At 42.4% G+C, this 23,647-nt stretch carries 18 protein-coding genes; 15 read left to right on the top strand and 3 right to left on the bottom strand.

All coding sequences use genetic code 11. The features are described 5' to 3' along the window. The first annotated feature begins 3 nt into the window (after nucleotides 1–3). Nucleotides 4–1,806: a hydantoinase B/oxoprolinase family protein gene (locus A8F95_RS18760; RefSeq protein ID WP_065411933.1), complete on the top strand. Its 1,803-nt coding sequence runs from the start codon at nucleotides 4–6 to the stop codon at nucleotides 1,804–1,806. Between the two features lie 86 nt (nucleotides 1,807–1,892). Here the strand turns inward: A8F95_RS18760 and A8F95_RS18765 are convergent, their stop codons facing one another. After that, nucleotides 1,893–2,738: a helix-turn-helix transcriptional regulator gene (locus A8F95_RS18765; protein WP_065411934.1), complete on the bottom strand. Its 846-nt coding sequence runs from the start codon at nucleotides 2,736–2,738 to the stop codon at nucleotides 1,893–1,895. A gap of 157 nt (nucleotides 2,739–2,895) precedes the next feature. Here A8F95_RS18765 and fabF point away from each other — a divergent pair, with 157 nt between their 5' ends. Beyond that, entirely contained in the window at nucleotides 2,896–4,131 is a 1,236-nt protein-coding gene (gene fabF, locus A8F95_RS18770; RefSeq protein WP_065411935.1) for a beta-ketoacyl-ACP synthase II, read from the top strand. 106 nt (nucleotides 4,132–4,237) lie between these two features. Here the strand turns inward: fabF and A8F95_RS18775 are convergent, their stop codons facing one another. Further along, a complete protein-coding gene (locus A8F95_RS18775; RefSeq protein WP_065411936.1) occupies nucleotides 4,238–5,947 on the bottom strand; it encodes a PucR family transcriptional regulator in 1,710 nt (569 codons plus the stop codon). 488 nt (nucleotides 5,948–6,435) lie between these two features. On the opposite strand from A8F95_RS18775, the gene A8F95_RS18780 reads away from it, so the two are divergent. From A8F95_RS18780 to A8F95_RS18795, 4 genes are all read left to right on the top strand, one after another. Then, nucleotides 6,436–7,743, top strand: coding sequence for an MFS transporter (locus tag A8F95_RS18780; protein ID WP_065411937.1), 1,308 nt, complete (start codon nucleotides 6,436–6,438; stop codon nucleotides 7,741–7,743). A 204-nt stretch (nucleotides 7,744–7,947) separates the two neighbouring features. Next, entirely contained in the window at nucleotides 7,948–9,183 is a 1,236-nt protein-coding gene (locus A8F95_RS18785) for a M24 family metallopeptidase (RefSeq protein WP_065411938.1), read from the top strand. A gap of 365 nt (nucleotides 9,184–9,548) precedes the next feature. Then, nucleotides 9,549–10,961 carry an amino acid permease gene (locus A8F95_RS18790; protein WP_065411939.1) on the top strand — a complete coding sequence of 471 codons (1,413 nt, stop codon included), beginning with the start codon at nucleotides 9,549–9,551 and terminating at the stop codon, nucleotides 10,959–10,961. Nucleotides 10,962–10,987: 26 nt separating this feature from the next. Next, nucleotides 10,988–11,779, top strand: a complete 792-nt coding sequence (locus A8F95_RS18795; RefSeq protein ID WP_065411940.1) for a creatininase — start codon at nucleotides 10,988–10,990, stop codon at nucleotides 11,777–11,779. 131 nt (nucleotides 11,780–11,910) lie between these two features. Here A8F95_RS18795 and A8F95_RS18800 read toward each other — a convergent pair whose 3' ends face one another. Further along, nucleotides 11,911–12,279: a winged helix-turn-helix transcriptional regulator gene (locus A8F95_RS18800; protein ID WP_065411941.1), complete on the bottom strand. Its 369-nt coding sequence runs from the start codon at nucleotides 12,277–12,279 to the stop codon at nucleotides 11,911–11,913. A 202-nt stretch (nucleotides 12,280–12,481) separates the two neighbouring features. Here A8F95_RS18800 and zwf point away from each other — a divergent pair, with 202 nt between their 5' ends. The 9 genes from zwf to hutI all read left to right on the top strand — a co-directional run bounded on the left by zwf (nucleotide 12,482) and on the right by hutI (nucleotide 23,552). Beyond that, a complete protein-coding gene (gene zwf / locus A8F95_RS18805; RefSeq protein ID WP_065412054.1) occupies nucleotides 12,482–13,939 on the top strand; it encodes a glucose-6-phosphate dehydrogenase in 1,458 nt (485 codons plus the stop codon). A 75-nt stretch (nucleotides 13,940–14,014) separates the two neighbouring features. Beyond that, nucleotides 14,015–15,355, top strand: a complete 1,341-nt coding sequence (locus A8F95_RS18810; protein ID WP_065411942.1) for a glucose-6-phosphate isomerase — start codon at nucleotides 14,015–14,017, stop codon at nucleotides 15,353–15,355. Nucleotides 15,356–15,380: 25 nt separating this feature from the next. Next, nucleotides 15,381–16,814 (top strand): NADP-dependent phosphogluconate dehydrogenase, encoded by a 1,434-nt coding sequence (gndA, locus tag A8F95_RS18815; RefSeq protein ID WP_065411943.1) that lies wholly within the window; start codon nucleotides 15,381–15,383, stop codon nucleotides 16,812–16,814. An 86-nt stretch (nucleotides 16,815–16,900) separates the two neighbouring features. Then, complete coding sequence (locus tag A8F95_RS18820) at nucleotides 16,901–17,521, top strand: cyclase family protein (RefSeq protein WP_065411944.1); 621 nt, start codon at nucleotides 16,901–16,903, stop codon at nucleotides 17,519–17,521. 37 nt (nucleotides 17,522–17,558) lie between these two features. After that, entirely contained in the window at nucleotides 17,559–18,374 is an 816-nt protein-coding gene (locus A8F95_RS18825; RefSeq protein WP_065411945.1) for a Cof-type HAD-IIB family hydrolase, read from the top strand. Between the two features lie 741 nt (nucleotides 18,375–19,115). Next, the gene (locus A8F95_RS18830; RefSeq protein WP_065411946.1) at nucleotides 19,116–20,138 is read left to right on the top strand and encodes an NAD(P)/FAD-dependent oxidoreductase; all 1,023 of its coding nucleotides are present in this window, start codon (nucleotides 19,116–19,118) and stop codon (nucleotides 20,136–20,138) included. A gap of 90 nt (nucleotides 20,139–20,228) precedes the next feature. Beyond that, complete coding sequence (locus tag A8F95_RS18835; protein WP_065411947.1) at nucleotides 20,229–20,477, top strand: ferredoxin; 249 nt, start codon at nucleotides 20,229–20,231, stop codon at nucleotides 20,475–20,477. Between the two features lie 91 nt (nucleotides 20,478–20,568). Further along, nucleotides 20,569–22,245 (top strand): urocanate hydratase, encoded by a 1,677-nt coding sequence (hutU, locus tag A8F95_RS18840; protein ID WP_065411948.1) that lies wholly within the window; start codon nucleotides 20,569–20,571, stop codon nucleotides 22,243–22,245. After that, the gene (hutI, locus tag A8F95_RS18845; protein WP_065411949.1) at nucleotides 22,242–23,552 is read left to right on the top strand and encodes an imidazolonepropionase; all 1,311 of its coding nucleotides are present in this window, start codon (nucleotides 22,242–22,244) and stop codon (nucleotides 23,550–23,552) included. The genes hutU and hutI overlap by 4 nt, the downstream gene beginning before the upstream one ends. Nucleotides 23,553–23,647: the final 95 nt, after the last annotated feature.

Here is a 23,647-nt window from a genome sequence, read left to right on the forward strand (position 1 = left end):
AAGATGACGATAAATCAAGCGAACCCTACTATAGTGGAAAATAAAATTGATCCTGTGACTTTACAAGTTATCGGCGGTGCATTAAAAACTATAGCTAAAGAAATGGCGCACGTTATGTATCGAATGGCGTATTCCTCACTTATTCGGGAATCAGAAGATCTTGGGGCCGGTATTTTTGATATTTTTGGCAATACGTTGGCTGAAGCTGATTCTACGCCTATGCAATTAGGCTGTTTACCGGGATATATCCGCGGATTCCAGGAAAAGCTGGGAGACAACCAGCACCCTGATGATATTATTTGGAACAACGATCCTTATGCAGGGGCTTCCCATTCCCCGGATGTTGCTTTGTGCCAGCCGATATTTTATAAAGGAGAGCTGGTGGGCTATGCAGGAGCGACTGCCCATCACCTTGATATGGGGGGGGCCCAGCCGGGTTTGATGATTGATGTGCCTGATGTGTATGCAGAGGGCTTAATTTTAAATGGAGTGAAGCTTTACGATAAAGGGGTGAGAAATGAAACCCTGTTTGAAGTTATCCGCCAAAAGGTTCGGACACCCGTACAAGTAATTGGCGACCTTGAAGCACAGGTAGCTGCCTGCCGGCTGGGAGCCAAGCGGTTTATCGAACTGATGGATAAGTACGGAAAAGATACGGTTGTTTCCGCTTGCGAGGAGCTCATGAACTATTCGGAACGAATGATGAGAAAAGAAATCGCTAAAATTCCTGACGGCGTATATGAAGCCGAGTCATGGCTTGATAACGATGGACGCAATCTCGACAAAAGGCTGAAGGTGCATGTGAAATTAACGAAACAGGGGGAAGAACTGGAAGTGGATGTTTCCGGATCAGCTGATCAAGTATCCACGGCATTTAATGTTGCGTATTCAGGAGCTCTTTGTGTAAGTGTGCATAGTGTGCTGCGTTCTATATTTTTGGACACATACACTACAGAAGAGGAGGTTCCAGCTAATGAAGGGGCGTTCCGGCCAATTAAAATTACAGCTCGAAAAGGATGTATTTTCAACCCGGTTAAGCCGGCAGCTTTATTCAGCAGGGGGAACCAGGTGAACACGGTGGCTGACTTAATTATTAAAGCGTTAACTCCTGTTCTTCCTGATCAAACGTGTGCAGGCAGTGCAGCCAATCTGCAGTTTGCTTCTTATGCTGGACTGGATGAAAACAATGAATATTGGGTATACATTGAGGTGAATGAAGGATCTTATGGAGGGCGCCCAGGCAAAGATGGGATGGATGCGGTAGATTTTAGTTCGTGGAACACAATGAATAATCCAATTGAAGATCTCGATATGCATATTCCGCTCGTTTGCGAGCAATATGAACTTCGCGAAGATACGGGAGGAGCCGGCCGATGGAGAGGGGGATTAGGAATCGTACGGTGGAATAGATTCCTGACAGACGGATTTATGACCATGGAAGGGGATAAACATACCGTGCGTCCATGGGGATATAAAGGCGGGTTGCCGGGAACGAGTGCCAATCTCATTAAAAATCCGGATACAACCCCTGAAGAACTGCCTTCTAAAATCAACGGCTACCGTTTTCAAGCAGGAGAATCAGTGCAGATTTTAGTCCCATCATCCGGCGGTTATGGAGATCCGCTTGAGAGGTCTCCTGAGCAAGTGCTTGAAGATGTATTGGATGAAATAATCTCTATTGAAACAGCCCGCCGGGATTATGGGGTCATTATCAAAGAGAGAAAGATAGATTTATCTGCTACCGAGAAACAAAGAGCCAAAATAAGAGCAACGAGGGGGGCTGCTCTGTCGTTATATTCTGAATAAACGTTTTTCGAGAGAATTAGAGATAAATAAACAAGCAGCCAGCTCGCCTGTTCGGCAACTGTTGGCTGCTTGTTTCTATGTGAGATTCATGTATGTTTATTTTCAATCAGACGCTTTAGCTTTTCCTCTGTTCTCGTGCCATCAACTGGGGTATAAATGCTGCACCTTAAATCAATATTTCCCTGGACTTGCAGGGATGTCAGGCTGAAGACCATCTTTCCGGCTTTCGCATGCCGAAATTCAATGAGCACTTCCGGTGCTGAGCTTACTTCCCCCTGATTCCACATTTCTTGAAAGTCAGGGTGGTTGCGCTCCATTTCTTCAATGAATTGTGAATACCATTGGTCGGCAAAATATTGTCCATAATACATACGGAAAATCGCTAGAAAGCCTTTGACAAAATGATCCCAGTTCACAGCTAAGCTTCTAAACTCTTTTCTCGTAAATAATAGACGGATTAAATTTCGATCTTCCGGCGGAACTTGCTCAAAATTGAGAAAGACATGCGCTGCTGCCTGGTTCCATCCGACAATGTGACAGCGTCTATCAGAAATGATCATCGGGCAGTAACGAAGCTCTTTCAATATTTTTTGTAAGGAAGGACTGATTAATGTTTCTTGTTCAGCCGGAAATTCATTGGTTGACCCTTCATCTAGAGCAAGCGCAAATAAATATTTTCTTTCATCCGGCTTTAAAAGCAGTGCGTTAGAAATGGCATCCAACACAGAAGCAGATACTTTAATATCCCTTCCTTGCTCAAGCCACGTATACCAGGTTGTGCTTACGGCAGCCAACTGAGCTACCTCTTCTCTGCGAAGGCCGGGAGTTCTTCTCCGCTTTCCCATCGGCAGCCCGACCATATGAGGATTGATTTTAGAACGTCGTGCTTTTAAAAATTCTGATAAGGCCTGGAGTCTTGTGTCTGAATTCATATGGGGTCTCCTTTCTCCTCTTCAAGGGCTGTTCTCTAAAAGTTAGTTCAGCGTGTTTTGATTATTGTAGTGTAAATTATACTAGGATAAACAACAAATTGTAATAGGATAAAAAGAGCGTAAAATGAGGATAAAGACAATGACAGGAGGATTTTAAATGAATAGGGTCGTTATTACTGGAATAGGAATTATTTCACCTCTAGGAAATGATGTAAATACATTCTGGCAGCGTTTAACAGAAGGGGAATCAGGAATCACATTGATTGACACGTTTGATGTATCGGATTCTAAAACAAAAATAGCAGGAATCATTCGTGATTTTGATGCGGAGGGGCTTCTAGGACGTAAGGAAGCAAGACGGATGGACCGCTTTTGCCAGTTTGCTTTAGCCGCTGCCGAACAAGCCTTAGCAGATTCTCAATTGACTATGGACAAGATAGACCGTGAACGGTTTGGTGTATATGTTGGCTCAGGAATTGGAGGCATCAATACATTTATTGATAATGTCAATGTATTGAATAAGAGAGGAGCAGGAAGAGTAAGCCCAAGTTTAGTACCAATGATGATATCCAATGCGGCGGCTGCTCAAATAAGTATAAAATACGGTGCGTTTGGTCCATCGCTATCGCCAGTAACAGCCTGCTCGATTGGCAATACATCTATTGGGGAAGCGTTTAATGCGATTCAAAATGATGAGGCCGATGTGATGATAGCAGGTGGAACGGAAGCGGCCATTACGAATTTGTCGCTGGCAAGCTTCGGGAATGCGACTGCTTTATCTGTGAGGAATGAAGAGCCGTCCCGTGCTAGCCGCCCATTTGATACAGACAGGGATGGTTTTGTTATGAGTGAAGGGGCGGGCATATTAGTATTAGAGTCGCTTGAACATGCGCTCCGCCGCGAAGCTCCTATTTACGGAGAAGTAATTGGGTATGGGGCCGGGTCTGACGCTTATCATATGGTTGCCTCTCATCCAGAGGGAAGAGGGGCTTACTCCGCCATGCGAAAAGCTCTGATGAGAGCAGGCATAAATGCAGAAGAAGTAGACGTTGTTAGTGCCCATGCAACGAGTACAAAGGTAGGGGATATTTCCGAAACACTAGCTATTAAAAGATTGTTTGGAGATCATGCCCGTCGACTTCCTGTTACAGCAAACAAATCGATGCTCGGCCATATGCTTGGAGCTGCCGGGGCAGTGGAGGCGATTGCTCTTATAAAAGGTCTACAAGAAGGGCTCGTGCCTCCAACGATCAACATAGAGAACCCAGACCCGGAATGTGATTTAGACTACGTACCGGAAGGAAAAAGACACGTTTTTTTAAACGTTGGAATATCTAATTCATTTGGATTTGGCGGTCATAATTCGGCTATTGTCTTAAAAAGGTACGAATAAAAAAAGCCTGCTTTTGTTGGGAGAATCCTCAAGAGCAGGCTTTTTTAAATGGGCTAACTTATTTTAACGGCGCTGCTACACAACCATGCAGACGAATTAATGAACATTAGAAACTCGTAGAAAAAATCATTTTCTCTTTATAATCATCTTCTGCCATTTCCATTGCTCTCTCGTTACAACTAGCGAGAGACTCAAGATCTAATGCTACCTGAATCCAGAATTGGCATCTGGAGGAGGATAGGCTGTCTTGTAAATATTGTTCAATCCGTTCAATTCGATACCTTAATGTGTTTCGGTGAATATGAAGTCTTTTAGCAACGATCTCACGATTATAATTATGGACAGCAAGACACTTTAAGGTTTCATAGAGGGCCGCCCCACGTTCAGACAGCAGCTCTTCCGGCAATATCAACTTCCTAAATTCAAGTGCTCTGGATGTATTCATTCCCCCATAAAGGAGCAATTCTCTTCGTGACTCATCTGCAAAATAAATCCCTCCTTCAGAATGCGAGTACTGGACGAGCGGGCTTAAAGATTTGGCTTGCTGATAGCTTTCAACTAAGGAAAGCAAGTCTGCCTTTCTCTCACCAAAAACAAAAACGGGCCTTATCTGCTTATAGATTGCTCTTATGTGATTATATAAATGTTCTAACAAAGTTTTCATTTCCATATGCGTAAGGTTGGAGGAGATGAGCAAAGTCAGCTGTCCATCATATGCCTCACAAAAACCGTCAATTCCCTCTGTTTGATCAATCCATCTAGTGCATTCACTGCTTAAGAAATCCATCTCCAAGGACAGACTGAGTGGCATTTCTTTCTTTCCGGGGAGCACTAATCCGGCTATCCAGTTTTCATTCGGTGCGAGTCTAAGTTTTCTCATTCGGTCTTCCATGACAATCGAGCCAGTTTTTGGACTTTCAAATAGCAATTCCATTAATTCTGCTCTTAACTGCTTATGGGCAATTCCTATTTCCTGCTGATGCAAATGGATATCTAATAAAATGGTAGCAGCATATTCAAGTGCTATGGTGTGAGTTTCTTCAAATTGGTGTTGAAGGCTGATAAGCCAGAGAGTTCCCCAATGATTTTCCCCAGTTCGAAGAGGAACAGCGATGGCGTATGGAGGAGTTTTAGTTGGTATGTAGATCGCCTGCCCTTCAACTGAGATTGCTTCCTGTTCGGAATGACTGTCATTAAAAATATCCCCGTTTAAGGTCTTTGTAAGCTGCTCTATTGTGCGGGGCAGATCGATTCGCTTGGTATTGTTTGGGATCGACTTTTCTAGCATTTCTCCGGAGGAATTAGTGATGACAGACAGGCATTTAAAGTGTTTAGATAAGGTACGACAGATGTCTATGCTCGCATGAGCAGATTTTAATTCATCGGTCAATTGTGAAGAGAGCCGAGTAGTTAATTCTTTTTTTCTAAATTCTCGCCTCATAATTTCTTGATGGATAGAATGGGTAATTTTCACAAACCGCAAATGGAAAGGCACTTCTAGAATTGGAATGGCATATTTTTCACCAAATTCTAAAACAGCTGGAGGGCATTTTTCTAAGTAACGTCCTGTAGCAAATAGGATACCCGAAATTTGATGACGTAAAAGTCCTTTAAGGAGCCTTTCTTCCGCTGACTTGTCTTGAGGCCAAACTTGTCCGCATGTCATAAGCAGCTCGCCGCCCTCAAGAAAATGTTTCATATCATCATGATCGATAACATGTGCCCAGCGGATTTTTCTAAATAATCCTCTTTTACCGGCACGAACCGCTATATTATTGAGTCCTGGCAGAAGTATTGCTTCTCTCACTGTAAGCATGAACGTTCCTCCTTTGTGAAAATAGTACAAAAATTCTTAAAATTAAGTTTAATTTTAAGCGAAATGTCCAATTGTGGCAAGATTTAATGGAATGATATCATTCCTATTATAAGTTAGCGCTTACAATAAAGCTATACAGAAGGTTGTTAATCCCGATGCTCAATAGAAAAACCAAGTTTTCAACCGGAACTAGTCATAATTTAAAAGCCTGCAAGAAAAGGTAAAAAGAGAAAATGGGAGGAGGAACAAAGGTGATTGCTTTCTTTTTTTCGTAATAGCCGAAATATAAAAAAACAGGAACACTTCCAATAATTCTTAATAGGCTTTGAAACACTATACGTCTAAAATAGTGGCAGTCTTATCGTCTGTTTTCTAATCTGTTGATCGTTATCCAGCCATTGGAGGCCAGAAAAAAATTTAATAATTGTTTTCTGGTTAATTTGAATTTTTAGTCTTTCATTTCCGGAAGAGATGGAGGTTATAAGTAAATGTCATTACAACAAATAGAAAATACGATAGAGCACACTAAAACTCAGTCTACTCAAATAAAACATGCTGTATTTGGCGCAGCAATTGGTAATTTAATTGAATGGTTTGATTATGCCTCTTACGGGTATTTAGCGACGATTATTGCGGCTGTCTTCTTTGCTCCGGGCAATGAAAAAGCGGCTTTGCTCGGAACTTTCGGGGTATTTGCCGTTTCCTTTCTGGCACGTCCGATAGGCGGTCTTGTTTGGGGGCATTACGGAGATCGGCTTGGACGAAAACGTGTGCTCGTTCTTACCATCATCATGATGTCATTGGCCACCTTTACGATTGGACTGCTGCCCGGATATGCTTCGATAGGTTTTGCTGCACCATGCTTACTTCTTATATGCCGGATTGTCCAAGGATTTTCAGCATCCGGCGAATATGCTGGAGCTTCTTTGTTTATCGCCGAATATGCACCAGCAGAGCGCAGAGGACTGCTTGTCAGCATGGTGCCGGCAAGTACAGCAGCTGGACTGCTGCTTGGAGCGTTTACTGCTGTTCTTCTAGAATACGGTTTGACACAGGATTCTCTGCACAGCTGGGGGTGGCGCATCCCATTTCTTGTGTCGGGCCCGCTTGGATTAATTGCTCTTTATATACGTATGAAGCTTGAAGACACACCGGTTTTTAATGAAATGGAGCATGAAGAAACTCATCAACCCATTTTAAGCAGCGTCCGTCAAAATCGACAGCAAATTTTAGTTGCCTTCGGTGTAATTTGTCTTAACGCAGTTGGTTTTTATATTATCCTCAGCTACATGCCTACTTATCTTGTGAACGAGCTGGGCTTCAATAGTATAACAGGCATCTCTACAACAATTGTTTCATTAGCTACTTATGTTATCCTCCTACCATTTGCTGGCATGTTGGCAGATCGAATCGGCAGAAAACCAGTACTTATTAGTGCTTGTATTCTATTTATCTTGTTTACGTATCCAATCTTCTTGCTTCTTTCTCAAGGCGGCATATATGCAGTCACAGCGCAGATATTACTTGGAGCCATATTGGCTGGGAATGACGGAGTACTTGCCGCTTTCCTTTCTGAGATGTTCCCTTCCTCTGTGAGATATACATGCTTCGGTCTGTCTTTTAACATGGGAAATGCGATTTTTGGGGGAACAGCGCCGTTTATTGCCACATTCTTGATTATGCAGACAAATAATACATTCGCCCCAGCCTTCTACTTAATGGCAGCAGCCTTAATAGCATTTTTAGCGTTGCTGCGAACAAAGGAGACCGCCAATAAATCTTTGTTAGAGAAGTAGCCAAAAAAAATAAATTTATAAGAAAGGAGGAAAAGCATGACTCGTTCACCGAATATAGCATCAAAATATAAAATTATTTATCATGTCAATTCAGACAGAACCCGTGATCCTCCTTTTACATAGCAGAGCGAATGAGCATCTTTTAGTAAAGGCAATCAGAGGAACTGGTAGAAGAAACTAATAAGAAAAGGAAAGGTGAAAAACATGGTACAAATCACAGATCTAGAAAGAACAAAAATCTTGCAAAATGGCGGACAAAAAGTAAAGCCGACTTTTTCAAAAGAGGAAATGACCCGGCGCAATACGCTGCTGCGTGAGTATATGGCTAAGCATGATATCGGTGCCGTTGTCTTTACTTCCTACCATAACATTAACTACTACAGCGATTTCTTATACACTTCCTTTAATCGGTCCTATGCTCTCGTTGTGACTCAGGACAAGCATGTCACGGTCAGTGCCAACATTGATGCTGGTATGCCGTGGCGACGCAGCTTTGATGAAAACATTGTGTATACAGACTGGAAAAGAGATAACTTCCTGTATGCAGTGAAAAAGGTGCTGACAGAAGCCGGGTTCCTTCGCGGCCGGCTTGGAATCGAAGAAGACCACATGACACTCAGTCTGCGGCGCCAATTAGAAGATGCCCTGCCGACAGCTGTTCTAACAGATGTATCCCAGGCGGTCATGGCTCAGCGGATGATGAAGTCAGAAGAAGAAATTGATTTGATTAAAAACGGGGCCCGCATTGCTGATATCGGCGGCGCGGCTGTAGTAGAAGCGATCCGCGAAGGAGTGCCAGAATATGAAGTAGCGTTACACGGCACAGAGGCGATGGTGCGTGAAATTGCCCGCACGTATCCTCATGCCGAGCTAAGAGACACATGGGTGTGGTTCCAATCGGGCATTAACACCGACGGTGCCCATAACTGGGCAACTTCCCGCAAGGTGCAGCGCGGGGATATTTTGAGCCTGAACTGCTTCCCGATGATTGCCGGCTACTATACGGCGCTTGAACGCACTTTATTCCTGGAAGAGGTATCGGACCGCCATTTAGAACTGTGGGAAATCAACTGTAAGGTGCATCGCCGCGGCCTGGAATTAATCAAGCCGGGAGCGAGATGTATGGACATTGCGGCTGAATTAAATGACATTTACCGCGAGCATAATCTGCTGGCGAACCGGACATTCGGCTATGGCCATTCGTTCGGCGTGCTCAGCCATTATTACGGCCGTGAGGCAGGCTTGGAGCTGCGTGAAGATATTGAAACAGTGCTGAAACCAGGCATGGTTATTTCCATGGAGCCGATGATTATGATTCCGGAAGGAGAGCCGGGAGCAGGGGGATACCGTGAGCATGATATTCTTGTCATTACTGAAAATGGTGCAGAAAACATCACAAAGTTCCCATTTGGCCCTGAGCATAACATCATTAAAAAATAATTTTTATTTTCGGCTCTTTGCCAAGAAAACAATGAGCCGGTCAAGGTTTTCACTTAAATACTAATTTTTTAATGAAAGAGGTGTAATATTGCCCCCATTCCGTATATGGTCGACTGGGGGCCCTTACTAATATAGAAATACAGATATAGTACAGTTTTCTCTTTACCCGAAACTGGCCGTTAAAAACTGCTTTTCATCCGTCCATTTTAGCTTTTTGCAAAGAAGCTAAAGAATAGAAACATCATGAACTTTTACTTTCGAACAGGAAGCCTGCTTAGATATGCTCGCCAGAAAATAGTTATCGTTTGATGCAGTGTTTGGCAGCCATAGGATAAATAATCTGTAAACTAAAGGAGCTATCTAATATGAACGAAGAAGAAAAGTTGCAGAAGGGCTTAAAGATGCGTCACTTAATGATGATTGCATTTGGCGGTTCGATTGGGGCAGGCTTATTTGTCGGCAGCGGAGCTATTATCCAAATGACTGGTCCTGCAGCCGTATTTACAGCCTTAATGGCTGGAATACTGGTTATTCTTGTGATGAGAATGCTTGGGGAGATGGTTGTTGCCAAGCCTTCACTTGGTTCTTTTTCTGATTATGCACGGGAAGCCTTGGGGAATTGGGCCGGATTTACTGTTGGATGGCTATACTGGTATTTCTGGGTTATCGTTATAGCTGTAGAAGCAATCGCGGGTGCGGCTATATTAAGAGAGTGGTTATTTCCGCACGTTTCTCTCTGGGCGCTAAATCTCATATTGCTGGTCGTATTGACGATCACGAACCTCTTTTCGGTTAAGGCTTATGGTGAATTTGAATATTGGTTTTCGCTGATTAAAATTGTGGCGATTATTTTATTTCTTGCCCTCGGTGGAGCATACGTGCTAGGGCTGCTTCCCAATACAACAATGGACTTCTCTAATCTGACAGCGCACGGTGGATTTGCGCCTCTTGGTTCAGGTGCGGTGTTCGTTGCCGTAGCCACCATTATCTTCTCCTTCGTCGGTTCAGAAATCGTTACGATCGCCGCTTCCGAATCAGCTGAATCTGAAAAAGCAGTCGTAAAAGCTGTCAACTCTGTTATTGTTCGTATCATGACATTCTATGTCGGATCTGTTTTTCTCATTGTCGCGATTGTTCCTTGGAATGATGCAAAAGCGCTTACAAACCCGTATGTCAGTGCGTTAAAAGTGATCGGCATTCCGGGCGCAGATATGATTATGAACCTGGTTGTTGTTACAGCCGTACTTTCCTGTTTAAATTCAGGAATATACACGGCCTCCAGAATGCTGTTTGCTCTGGGAGATAAAGGCGATGCTCCTCGATGGATGATGGACGTAACAAAGAGCGGGGTCCCATTAAAAGCGATTCTCACCTGTACTATATTTGGTTTCTTGTCTGTTATTATGGCGTTTATCTCCCCAGATACCGTGTTTCAATTTTTGCTTAATTCCTCGGGAGCAATTGCTATCTTCGTCTATTTACTAATCGCTATTTCTCAGCTGCGTTTGCGTAAAAAGATCGAACGTGAAATGCCAGAACGCTTGAAATTGCGCATGTGGGCTTATCCGTATTTAACTATAGGCTCCATTTTGGCCATGGTAGCGATCATTGGATCAATGGCTTTCAACGCTTCAACACGTTCTCAATTAATACTAAGTTTACTAAGTGCAATTATCGTGGCTCTCTTTTATGTAATCAAGGCGAATATTGAGAAGAAAAAATTAGCGAAGGCTAATGAAGCTGAAAATGAATTATCAAAAGTAAATGTTAAATATTAATAACTTGAATAGGAAGGAGCATCTTTATGAATAGTCACTTACTAGCACATATGACATGGCAGGAGTATCAGTCAAAAGTAAATAGCAGTGTATTAATTTTGCCGGTTGGCTCAACAGAGCAGCATGGCCCCCATTTGCCACTCGGTGTGGATGCAATATTAGCTGAAAAGATGAGCTTGGCGATAGCGGAAAGAATTGATGCAGTAGTGGCGCCGACCGTATCTTATGGATACAAATCACTTCCGGCCAGCGGCGGAGGCCCATTATTTCCTGGGACGGTTGATTTGAAAGGAGCGACTCTCACGTCGCTAGTGTACGATTTACTGGAAGAGTTCCTGCATGATGGATGGAAAAGAATATTGATGATTAGCTGTCATTATGAGAATGAAGCGTTTCTATCTGAAGCTGCCGATCTCTTAATGAGAAATCGGACAGCAGAATTCCCAAAAATTTTACTCTCTAACTGGTGGGATAATTTGTCGGCAGAAGTGATGCCGCAAGTATTCAATGAAGTTCCTTTCCCAGGATGGGCTTTGGAACATGCGGCCATTGCGGAAACATCGATGATGATGCACGTTGCTCCTGAGCTTGTTCGAGAGGAGCTGATTGTAGACGAAGGTATTGACAATCCGCCTTCCTACCAAAGCTTTCCACCTTCATCATCATTAATCCCGTCTTCAGGATGCCTCCATACTGCACGATCGAGCTCGGCTGCAAAAGGACGGTTAATTGTTGAAAATGCAGCAGACAATATTGTTGCATTTTTAGAAAAGGAGTTCTTGGTAAAAAAAAGATTGCCAAATAACGTAACGATTTAAGGAGGCAGACCCGATTTTCCAGCAGTTAGGGGAAATCGGCTTTGCTTTTTATAATAAGCAGAAATTGTATGCATACAAAAAAACCATGTACGAACGCTTTGTACATGGTTTCTATGTTCTTTAAGGATTCATTAGTTAACAGGATCTTTAATTTGCACACCGATTTTTACGGCCGTTGTTTTATTATAGTTTTTTCCCCATTCATACATGATTTCAAGAATAGGAATCAGGCTTTTTCCTTGTTCTGTTAATGAATACTCCACTTTTGGAGGAACGACGGGATAAACTTCACGATGAACGATCAAATCCTCTTCTAATTCTCGTAATTGATTAACGAGCATTCGTTGGGTGATGCCCGGCATAAGTGCTTTTAGTTCATTAAAACGTTTCGTGCCTTCTTTGCCGAGATGCCATAAAATAAGCATTTTCCATTTGCCTCCGATAACGGAAAGGGTCAATTCCTTTTCACAGTTAAACACTTTGTCACACAGATGTCCCACTGCATTCACCTCCTTGAAATAGTAGTATACTTTTCGTGACTATATGATTAAAAAGTGCATACTTACAATTCGATATTATACACGATATACTGACATTAGTATAGATGATAAAGACATAGGAGAGGATGGCATGAAAGAGTTAACTGTTCCTCGTAAGGTTCTAAACAAAGAGAGTGCTTGCGATACTTTAAACACGTTAAAGCTGGATTCGGTTAGTTTTATCTTGTTTGGTGCAACAGGAGACTTAGCTAAAAGAAAAATTTTCCCTGCTTTATACAATTTATTTCTCGATGAAAAGCTTACTGCTCCATTCTCGATTATCGGACTAAGTCGGCGTGAGTGGACAGATGAAGCATTCCAACTGCATGTAAAGGAGTCTTTAAGTCATTTCTCCAGGCGGTTTAGAAAAGAGGAAAACAGACTGGCTGAATTTTTGCAGGCGTTCCGTTATTGTGCGTTAGACGTAACAAGCAGTGCAGATTACGAGCCTGTGCTTAATTTGATCGAAAGTCGTGAAGAAGAGCTTGGGATACAAGGAAACAGGCTGTTTTATTTATCGGTAGCTCCTGAATTTTTTGATATCATTGCCTCAAATATTAAAGAGAGAGGAATTGGAACATCAAAAGGATGGAAACGTCTAGTTATTGAAAAACCGTTTGGACATGATCTAGCGTCTGCTCAGCAGTTAAATGAAAAGCTCAGCACAGCTTTTAGAGAAGATGAGATTTATCGGATCGATCACTATCTTGGAAAGCAGATGGTACAAAACTTAGAGTCTTTAAAACTAGCTAATCCTATCTTTCAATCTTTGTGGAATAATCAAAACATTTCAAGTGTTCAAATAACAGCCAGTGAAACAGTCGGTGTGGAAGAAAGAGCGAATTACTATGATCGGGCAGGAGCCATTCGTGACATGTTTCAAAATCATATGCTGCAATTATTAATGATGACAGCCATGCAGTTTCCGGAACAAATCGGTCCTGAATATATAAGGCATGAAAAAAGAAAAATCATGAAGAGTCTGCGGTCGCTAACAAAAGAAAATGTCGCTTTTCAAGTGATTCGTGGTCAATATGACTCCGGAGAGATCAACGGCAAACAAGTGGCAGCCTACAAGGAGGAACCGGGAGTTGAATCATCTTCAACAAATGACACATTCATAGCAGCTCGCTTATGGATAGATGATCCTTCCTGGCGAGGCGTGCCATTCTACATTCGGACAGGAAAGCGGATGGAGAAAAAGTCAACAAAAATTGTTATTGAATTTAAAAATACGTTACACGATCTGCAGGAAGGCCATAACGAAAAAGCAACACCTAACCTGCTAATCATTGAGATCAGTCCAAACGAATCAGTTTCATTACAGTTAAATCTTAAAAATCCATTAAATTATGGTCAAGCTGAACCAGTTACCCTGCATTTCTCTGCTCCTGGGAAAGATGTTCCAGAAGCATATGAATCATTAATTTACGATGCACTTCGGGGAGATCCAACATTTTTTGCTCATTGGAAAGAAGTAGAGTTGTCATGGAACTGGGTACAGCCAGTTTTGGAAGCCTTTGCGGAAAACATTCTCCCATTACATTCGTATCCGGCAGGTTCCATGGGGCCGAAAGCAGCTCATCAATTATTGGAGGAAGACGGATTTAAGTGGTGGTAGGTTATTAAAACGTGAACAATCACCCTTTAATCGGAAAAAATAATAAAAATCCACAATAGAAAGGGGAAGTATCAAATGGCTGTTTCGTTTAACTATTCTAATTCTTTGTCGTTTATGAACAAAAGTGAACTAGATCATGTTAGTGAATTTGTAAATGTTGCTCATAACAGATTGCATGAAAAAAGAGGTCCGGGATCTGATTTCCTAGGATGGTTAGATTGGCCAATTCGTTATAATAGAGATGAATGTATGCGAGTTAAGAAAGCGGCGGAAAAAATCCGGAACCAGTCAGATGCCCTTATCGTAATTGGTACAGGCGGCTCGTATTTAGGAGCAAGAGCAGCAATTGAAGCATTGTCTCACAGCTTTTATAACCAAATGGAAAATACAACTAAAGTGTATTTTGCTGGACAAAATATCAGTTCCACTTATATTACTCACTTATTAGAACTGTTAGACGGAAAGGATATTTCCATAAATGTGATTTCTAAATCGGGAACAACGATGGAACCAGCTATTGCTTTTCGCATTTTCCGTGATTATCTTGAGAAAAATTACGGAAAAGAAGAGGCAAGGAAGCGAATCTATGCAACGACTGATCAGGAAAAAGGCGCATTGAAAAAGCTTGCTGATGAAGAAGGATACGAATCGTTTGTCATCCCAGATGATATTGGCGGAAGATATTCAGTATTAACGGCAGTCGGACTTTTGCCGATGGCAACAGCTGGTCTTGATATTGATCAGATGATGACTGGGGCCGAGCAGGCTTACTATAAATATAATAATCCGGACTTGTCAACGAATGAGTGTTACCAGTATGCTGCTGTTCGTAATATTCTTCACCAAAAAGGAAGAGATATCGAATTACTCGTTAATTATGAACCGTCATTACAGTATGTAGCTGAATGGTGGAAGCAGCTATTCGGAGAAAGTGAAGGAAAAGACCAGAAAGGCTTGTTTCCGGCATCCGTTAATTTTCCGACTGATTTGCACTCTATGGGTCAATATGTACAGGAAGGGCGTCGGCATTTAATCGAAACTGTACTGCAAGTAACGAAACCTGCCATTGATTTCACAATAAAAGCTGATCCAGACAATATAGATGGATTAAACTTCCTTGCTGGCCAAACGATGGATGAAGTGAACAAAAAAGCTTTTCAAGGAGCCATGATGGCTCACGTAGATGGCGGCATTCCCAACTTGCTCATTGAGCTGGAGGAATTGAATGAATATCATTTCGGAGAATTGGTCTACTTTTTTGAAAAAGCTTGTGCTATAAGCGGGTGCTTGCTCGGTGTTAATCCGTTTGATCAACCAGGGGTAGAGGCATATAAAAAAAATATGTTTGCTTTGTTAGGAAAGCCTGGTTTTGAAAAGGAGAAATTAAATTTGGGCGGTTTTTCTATCGTCGGCTAATTCAATCAATAAGGAGCGGTCGTTTATGACAAAACAACAAGTAGGTGTAATCGGTTTAGCAGTAATGGGAAAGAATCTTGCTTTAAATATTGAAAGCCGGGGTTATTCTGTCGCTGTATATAATCGGTCACCGGAGAAAACAGAGGAATTTTTAAAAACAGAAGCAGCTGGAAAAAAATTCATCGGCGCATATACGGTTGAGGAGTTTGTCAATTCACTGGAAAAGCCGCGCAAGATTTTATTAATGGTGAAGGCCGGAACACCGACAGATGCAACGATTGATTCATTGAAGCCTTATCTTGAAAAAGGTGATATTTTGATCGATGGGGGAAATACTTTTTTTCAGGATACGATTAGACGCAATAAAGAATTAGAATCAACAGGCATTCACTTTATCGGTACGGGAGTTTCAGGCGGGGAAGAAGGAGCATTAAGGGGACCTTCTATTATGCCGGGCGGCCAAAGAGAAGCATTCGAGCTAATGCAGCCGATTCTAGAAGCAATTTCAGCAAAGGTAGAAGGCGATCCTTGCTGTACGTACATTGGGCCAGACGGAGCCGGACATTATGTAAAGATGGTTCATAACGGCATCGAATATGGAGATATGCAATTAATTTCTGAAGCCTATTTTATTATGAAGAATGTGCTCGGCTTGCAGGCACAGGAGTTGCACGAGGTGTTTGCTGAATGGAACAAAGGAGAACTGGACAGTTATTTAATTGAAATTACGGCAGATATTTTTACAAAGGTAGATAATGAAACCGGTGAGCCGCTTGTAGATGTTATCCTAGATAAAGCAGGGCAGAAAGGAACAGGTAAATGGACAAGCCAAAGTGCTTTAGACTTAGGGGTCCCTCTTCCGATTATTACTGAATCGGTCTTCGCTCGTTTTATTTCCGCTATGAAAGAAGAACGGGTAAAAGCAAGCAAGCTATTGCATGGACCGGAAAGGAAAAAATTCAGCGGCAACAAAGAAGCTGTAGTTGAAGCTGTGCGCAAAGCATTATATATGAGTAAAATTTGCTCATATGCACAAGGTTTCGCTCAAATGCGTGCCGCTTCAGAAGAGTATAACTGGAACCTTAATTATGGCAATATTGCGATGATCTTTCGTGGTGGCTGTATTATTAGAGCCCAATTCCTCCAAAAGATTAAAGAAGCATATGACCGGGAACCTGGCTTAGCGAATTTATTATTAGACAAGTATTTTAAAGAAATTGTGGAAAGCTATCAATCTTCCTTGCGCGAAGTTCTCGTACTTGCTATAAAACAAGGGATACCTGTCCCGTCATTCGCCAGCGCTTTGGCTTACTATGACAGTTATCGCACTGAATCACTGCCGGCTAATTTATTGCAGGCACAACGTGATTACTTTGGGGCGCACACGTATGAACGAAAGGATAAAGAAGGCACTTTCCATACAGAATGGGTATCCAAATTCAATGAAGCACTGCGATAAACAAAACGAAAGGGTCGCAAACTTGCGGCCTTTATATCTCTTTAAATAGAAAAATGCCAGGAAACTAGAGTAGGGAGATGAATAAAATGAAAGTATATGATGTAACAGCTCCTATCTTTGAAGGGATGACAGTCTATAAAAACAAGCCGGAAAAACAGCCGAAATTAACACCGGCAACAAATGGATATGTTACAGAATCCCGAATTGAATTGGACGTACATACAGGGACTCATATTGATGCACCGCTTCATATGATTACAGATGGAGATACATTTGAAACAATTTCGCTCGATCATCTTGTTGGCCATTGCAAAGTATTTGATCTAACAGAGGCAGAAGACCGGATTACGAAAGCTGACCTGGAGGGTTTGTCTATTCAAAAAGGAGATTTTGTTTTATTTAAAACCAAAAATTCTTTCGAAGAAAAATTTAATTTTGAATTTATTTTTCTTGCACAAGACGGAGCGGAATATCTTGCAAAGTTGGGCATACGTGGAGTGGGTATTGATGCGCTTGGGGTAGAAAGAAGCCAGCCGGGTCATCCTACACATAAAGCGCTATTTGCAAATGGCATTATTGTGATTGAAGGGCTGCGGTTAAAAATGATTGAACAGGGAGAATACTTTATGGTTGCAGCTCCTTTAAAATTACTTGGAACGGATGCTTCCCCGGCGAGAGTTTTGCTGATTGAAGGGATTCAATCATGACGGCTGCAGCTGTTTTTCTTAATAAAGGAGGGACCTTATGTATAAAATGGTAGCAATTGATCTGGATGGTACATTGCTTAATGATGAATTGGTCGTTTCTCAAGGAACAATACAAGCTATTCAACGAGCAGTAGGGCAAGGCGTCGTAGTCACGATTGCAACCGGACGGATGTTTCTGTCGGCAAAGCCGTTTGCCGAGCAGCTCGGTTTAAATGTACCGCTCATTACTTACCAAGGAGCACTTATTAAGGATGTAGAAGAAAAAGCAGTTATGTACGAGCGGCTTGTCCCGCCGCATCTTGCTCATGATCTTATTAATATTGCTAAAAAAAGAAATTTACATTTACAAGTTTACCAGGATGATGTTCTTTATGCTGCATCAGAAAATGATTTCATCCATGAGTATGTAGAGGCGGCGAAAGTTCCTTATAAGGTAGAGCCGGATCTTGCAAAGCTGGCCAGCCGGGGCTTTCAAAAAGCACTTTTTATTGATGAACCTGAATATATTGATGAGCTGCAAGCAGAGCTCCGCGAATTATTCAGCGGACAGGCAAATTTCTTAAAATCAAAGCCAGCTTATCTTGAAGTCACACACCCAGAAGCGGATAAGGGGATCGCCCTGTTGCACCTGGCTCAAGAGCTTGGCATTGACCGTTCAGAAATCATCGGTATAGGTGACAGCTATAATGATTTTGATCTCGTAACGACTGCTGGACTTGGGGTAGCAATGGGCAATGCGGTACAAGAATTAAAAGACAAGGCGGATTATATTTCACGTTCAAACAATGAAGAAGGTGTACGCCATGTGATCGAAAAATTTATTCTTAAACACGTTGCGGTCGTGAATGACTAATGAGTGTTAAGAGAGAAAAAAGAAACATATGAATACGTTCATGCTATCCATGTAAGAAAGTAATTTTATAAATACGGAGAATACAAGGCGGGAAAATGTGTAATAATCGCTGTTCCGATGGGAAATGCAGCGGATATTAAAAAAGGCCATACAGCTTGCGATGAACAGGAAATGGACACCTTATCTAAGCACTTCCGTTGATCACGGGACAGCGTTGATACTGCTTGGCAAAATATCGTATCCGATCTCAGCATGAAAGAGTGCATCAAAATGGCTGCTCGGCACACACCAAATTTTCCCCGTGCGTCACAGGAAGCAAAACAGCATAAGGAGGAAACCAGTAGTTTAGTCACTTAATAACATTCACTTTCTTAAAGGTTATATTTTTCTATCATTATAAAGCCACTTTCTATTCTGTGATATTAGCGATAACAGAGAATAGAAAGTGGTTTTTTGATTTTGATTCTGCGTATGACTGCATATTTCGGTTCTGTCTACAGCTTTACATCACTATATTGCAGCTTATGGAAGGCATAGTGCTATTTTTTATTATATTGTGACTATTTTTTACTCTGATCATGAAAGCCCTTAGTTTTTTATGAAAGATGCTGTATAAATAGGTTAAGGAGTGGGAAACGCCTCATTCGATAAAGAAAGTCAATAAGGAGAAGCGGTTCCTAACACTATCAATTCTGTAGAATGACTGCAGGCTGGATGCAGTTTTTATCAAGGAGTGGTTGAATGGCTGAACATGAAGTTTTTGACGTAACAATTATTGGCGGAGGTCCTGTAGGGTTATTTACTGCTTTTTACGCAGGGATGAGGCAAATGTCTTGTAAAATTATTGAAAGCCTTCCGCAGCTTGGCGGCCAGCTGTCGGCCCTTTATCCCGAAAAATATATTTATGACGTAGCCGGTTTTCCAAAAGTGAGGGCACAAGAGCTTGTTGATAACCTTAAAGCTCAAATGGATCAGTTTGAACCGACTGTCTGCCTTAAAGAATCTGTAGAGGAGCTTGAAAAGCAAGAAGACGGCACTTTCAAGCTAATGACAAATGCTAATACTCACTACACAAAAACGATTATTATTACGGCCGGCAATGGTGCTTTCCAGCCAAGAAAGCTGGAGCTGGAAGGCGCAGAGAAGTATGAAGAGGAAAATCTTCATTACTTTATTAATGATTTAAAGCAGTTTACCGGGAAAAAAGTACAGGTATTTGGCGGCGGCGATTCCGCTGTCGACTGGGCTTTGATGCTTGAGCCAATTGCTGAACAGGTAACGATTGCTCATCGCCGCGACAAATTTCGAGCCCATGAGCATAGCGTGGAAACAATGAAGAATTCTTCTATCAACATTATGACGCCATATGTACCGGTGGAACTAATTGGAGAACGGGGAATTGAACAGGTTGTACTCGAACAGGTAAAAGGCGATCAAAGAGAAACCATTAATGTGGATGATGTTGTAGTGACTTATGGGTTTGTTTCTTCTCTTGGTCCTATTAAAGATTGGGGACTGAACATTGAGAAAAACAGCATTGTTGTAAATTCCAGAATGGAAACGAATATCGAAGGAATTTATGCGGCTGGAGATATTTGTACGTATGAAGGAAAAGTGAAATTGATTGCGAGCGGTTTTGGGGAAGCGCCGACTGCTGTTAGCAACGCAAAAGTATACATTGATCCAAAGGCAAAAGTACAGCCTCTCCACAGTACAAGTGTAATGGGAAAGGATAGCTCAAAAGAAGCAGCAAGTCATTCTTGATTGCAGATAAATTTATCCAATATAAAAAATGAAAGGCTTATCCAGTGAAAAACTGTTTTTAACAAAATGTAAGCTTTGGAGGTGTAAGAGATGGCAAAATACACGATCGTAGATATGGAGACTTGTATAGCCTGTGGAGCATGCGGAATTACGGCGCCAACTGTCTTTGATTCCGATGAAAATGGGCTTTCGTTTGTGACACTTGATAATAATCAAGGAACGGCTGAACTGCCCGAGGAGCTTTTTTATGACGTAGAAGACGCCTGTTTTGGGTGTCCAACAGAATCGATTAAAATAGCCGATGAACCCTTCAACGGCAACCCGGCTAAAGCGGGATAAAAGATTTAAAATCAATAGGCTATGGCTTTGTGTTTATTTATTTGAATATTCAGTTTAGTTAATTTCTAAACGATATAGGAGGCAGAAAAAAATGAGTTCAATGACACAAAATCGAGTAATCCGTTATCGAGGCACCGAATTAAATACGAAAGGCTGGCAACAGGAAGCAGTCTTGCGTATGTTAATGAATAACTTAGATCCGGATGTTGCTGAGCATCCGGAGAAGCTTGTCGTTTACGGCGGAATTGGGAAAGCGGCCCGTAACTGGGAGGCCTTTGATGCTATTGTAGAAACGATAAAAGGGCTTGAAGAAGATGAGACAATGCTTGTTCAATCAGGAAAGCCCGTTGTTGTGTTCAAAACACACAAAGATGCACCGCGCGTATTGATCGCCAATTCGAACATCGTTCCGGCTTATGCGAACTGGGATACCTTCCACGAGCTTGACCAAAAAGGCTTGATGATGTATGGCCAAATGACAGCGGGCAGCTGGATCTATATTGGATCGCAGGGAATTGTACAAGGAACATACGAAACATTTGCAGAATTGGCGAAGCAGCATTTTAGGGGTACACTCAAAGGAACCATCACAGTCACGGCTGGACTTGGCGGGATGGGCGGTGCACAGCCGCTTGCTGTGACGATGAATGGAGGCGTATGTATCGCTATTGATGTCGATGAAACAAGAATTGACCGCCGAATCGAAACTCGCTATACAGATGTCAAAACACACTCATTAGATGAAGCGATTCGCTTAGCGGAAGAAGCGAAAAATGAAGGCAAGGCATTATCTATTGGCCTAGTAGGCAATGCAGCGAATGTCTTGCCAGAAATGATTAGACGTAATTTTATTCCAGACGCGTTAACTGATCAAACATCCGCTCATGATCCGTTAAATGGCTATGTTCCTTCTAACATGTCTTTAGAAGAAGCGGCAATTATTCGCGAGTCTAATCCAGGACAATATGTCAAACTTTCTAAAGTTTCCATGGCTACTCACGTAAAAGCCATGCTCGAGATGATGAGAAAAGGCGCGGTTACGTTTGACTATGGTAACAATATTCGTCAAGTAGCGAAGGATGAAGGAGTAGAAGATGCCTTTGATTTTCCAGGATTTGTTCCTGCTTATATCCGACCGCAGTTTTGTGAGGGGAAAGGTCCTTTCCGTTGGGTAGCGTTATCAGGAGATCCAGAAGACATTTATAAAACAGACGAGGCGATTCTGCGCGAATTTGCAGATAACGAACATTTATGCAACTGGATTCGAATGGCACAGGAGAAAATAGAATTCCAAGGCCTACCTGCCCGCATTTGTTGGCTTGGCTATGGGGAACGGGCCCGTTTCGGCAAAATCTTGAATGATATGGTTGCCAGCGGCGAACTAAAGGCACCAATTGTTATTGGACGTGATCACTTAGATTCTGGTTCCGTTGCTTCTCCTAACCGTGAAACGGAGGCGATGAAAGACGGATCAGATGTTGTATCGGACTGGCCGTTATTGAATGCTATGGTCAATGCTGTTGGCGGTGCAACATGGGTATCGCTTCATCATGGAGGTGGTGTCGGCATGGGGTACTCCCAACATTCAGGTGTTGTCATTGTAGCAGATGGTACAAAAGAGGCGGAAGCCCGCCTTCAGCGCGTTTTGACAACAGATCCCGGCATGGGTGTCGTGCGTCATGCGGATGCCGGCTATGAACTGGCAAAGAAAACAGCTCGTGAAAAAGGAATCCACATGCCAATGCTTGAAAGAGGGCAGAATTCATGACGAAACCGATCTGGATTAAGCATGCAGCTCAGGTGGCTACACTTGCATCAGACGTAAAAGGACCTCGTTCGAAAGCAGCCATGTCAGATCTAGGGTTAATCGAGGATGGCAGCTTGTGGATTGAAGAGGGCGTCATTCAAGCAGTTGGCACAACGAAAGAGATTGAGAAGCGTTACGGAGATAAAACAAAAGAAGCAGAAATCGTAAATGCGTCTGGTCATCTGCTTACCCCTGGCCTTGTAGATCCTCACACACATGTCGTATTTGGCGGAAGCCGTGCGCGTGAGTTCGAAATGCGCCTTGAAGGGGCCACCTATATGGAAATTATGAACGCAGGGGGAGGCATTCATGCAACTACCCGCATGACGCGGACTGCAAGTGAAGAGGAACTAATTGAACAGACAATGCGCCGTCTTGATTCGTTTTTAGCTCATGGGGTAACAACGATTGAAGGCAAGAGCGGTTACGGCATGAATTTAGAAACAGAGCTAAAGCAGCTGCGTATCATGAAAAAACTCAAAGATAAACATGTCTTAGAGATTGTGCCTACATTTATGGGAGCGCATGCTGTTCCGGTGGAATTCAAGGAGCGGGAAGATGAGTTTGTCGATCACCTAATTCGTGATATGCTTCCAGCTGTAGCAGAAGAAAAGCTAGCAGAGTTTAATGACGTCTTCTGCGAAAAAGATGTATTTACACCTGAGCAATCAGAACGGATATTAGAGGCAGGAAAACAATACGGATTGATTCCTAAAATTCATGCAGATGAAATTGCGCCGTATGGCGGAGCAGAATTAGCTGCTAGAACAGGAGCCATTTCAGCAGAGCACTTATTGAAAGCTTCAGACGAAGGGATTCAAGCGATGGCGAAAGCCGGTACGATTGCTTGTCTTCTTCCCGCCACCGCTCTATATTTACGTGAAGAAGCAGCCCAGGGAAGAAAAATGATTGACCAAGGCGTACCAGTAGCTATATCAACTGACTGCAATCCGGGATCATCCCCGACTACGTCGATGCCGCTTGTTATGAATTTGGCCTGTATTTCTATGAGAATGACGCCGGCAGAAGCATTAACGGCCGCGACTTACAATGCTGCTTGTGCAATTAATCGTGAAAAACAGATAGGTTCACTGGAAGTTGGAAAACAAGCAGATCTTGTATTATGGAATGTGAAGAATTATCAGGAACTGCAATATTTATTTGGAGTGAATCACGTAAAATCTGTTTGGAAAAAAGGCGTTCAAGTGCTGACAGCAGGCAGACCAAATGAGGATGCGGCCACTAGGTTGGTCTTAGGGCGCACATAAAGAAGAATAAGTTTATACCTATAATAAGGAATTCAGTCTCTTAATCTTAGCATCCGCAAGGCAGCTAGGAAAAATTTGTGAGTAATATAGAATAA

The sequence above is a fragment of the Pseudobacillus wudalianchiensis genome, assembly GCF_001685015.1.
Taxonomy (GTDB): domain Bacteria; phylum Bacillota; class Bacilli; order Bacillales; family Domibacillaceae; genus Pseudobacillus; species Pseudobacillus wudalianchiensis.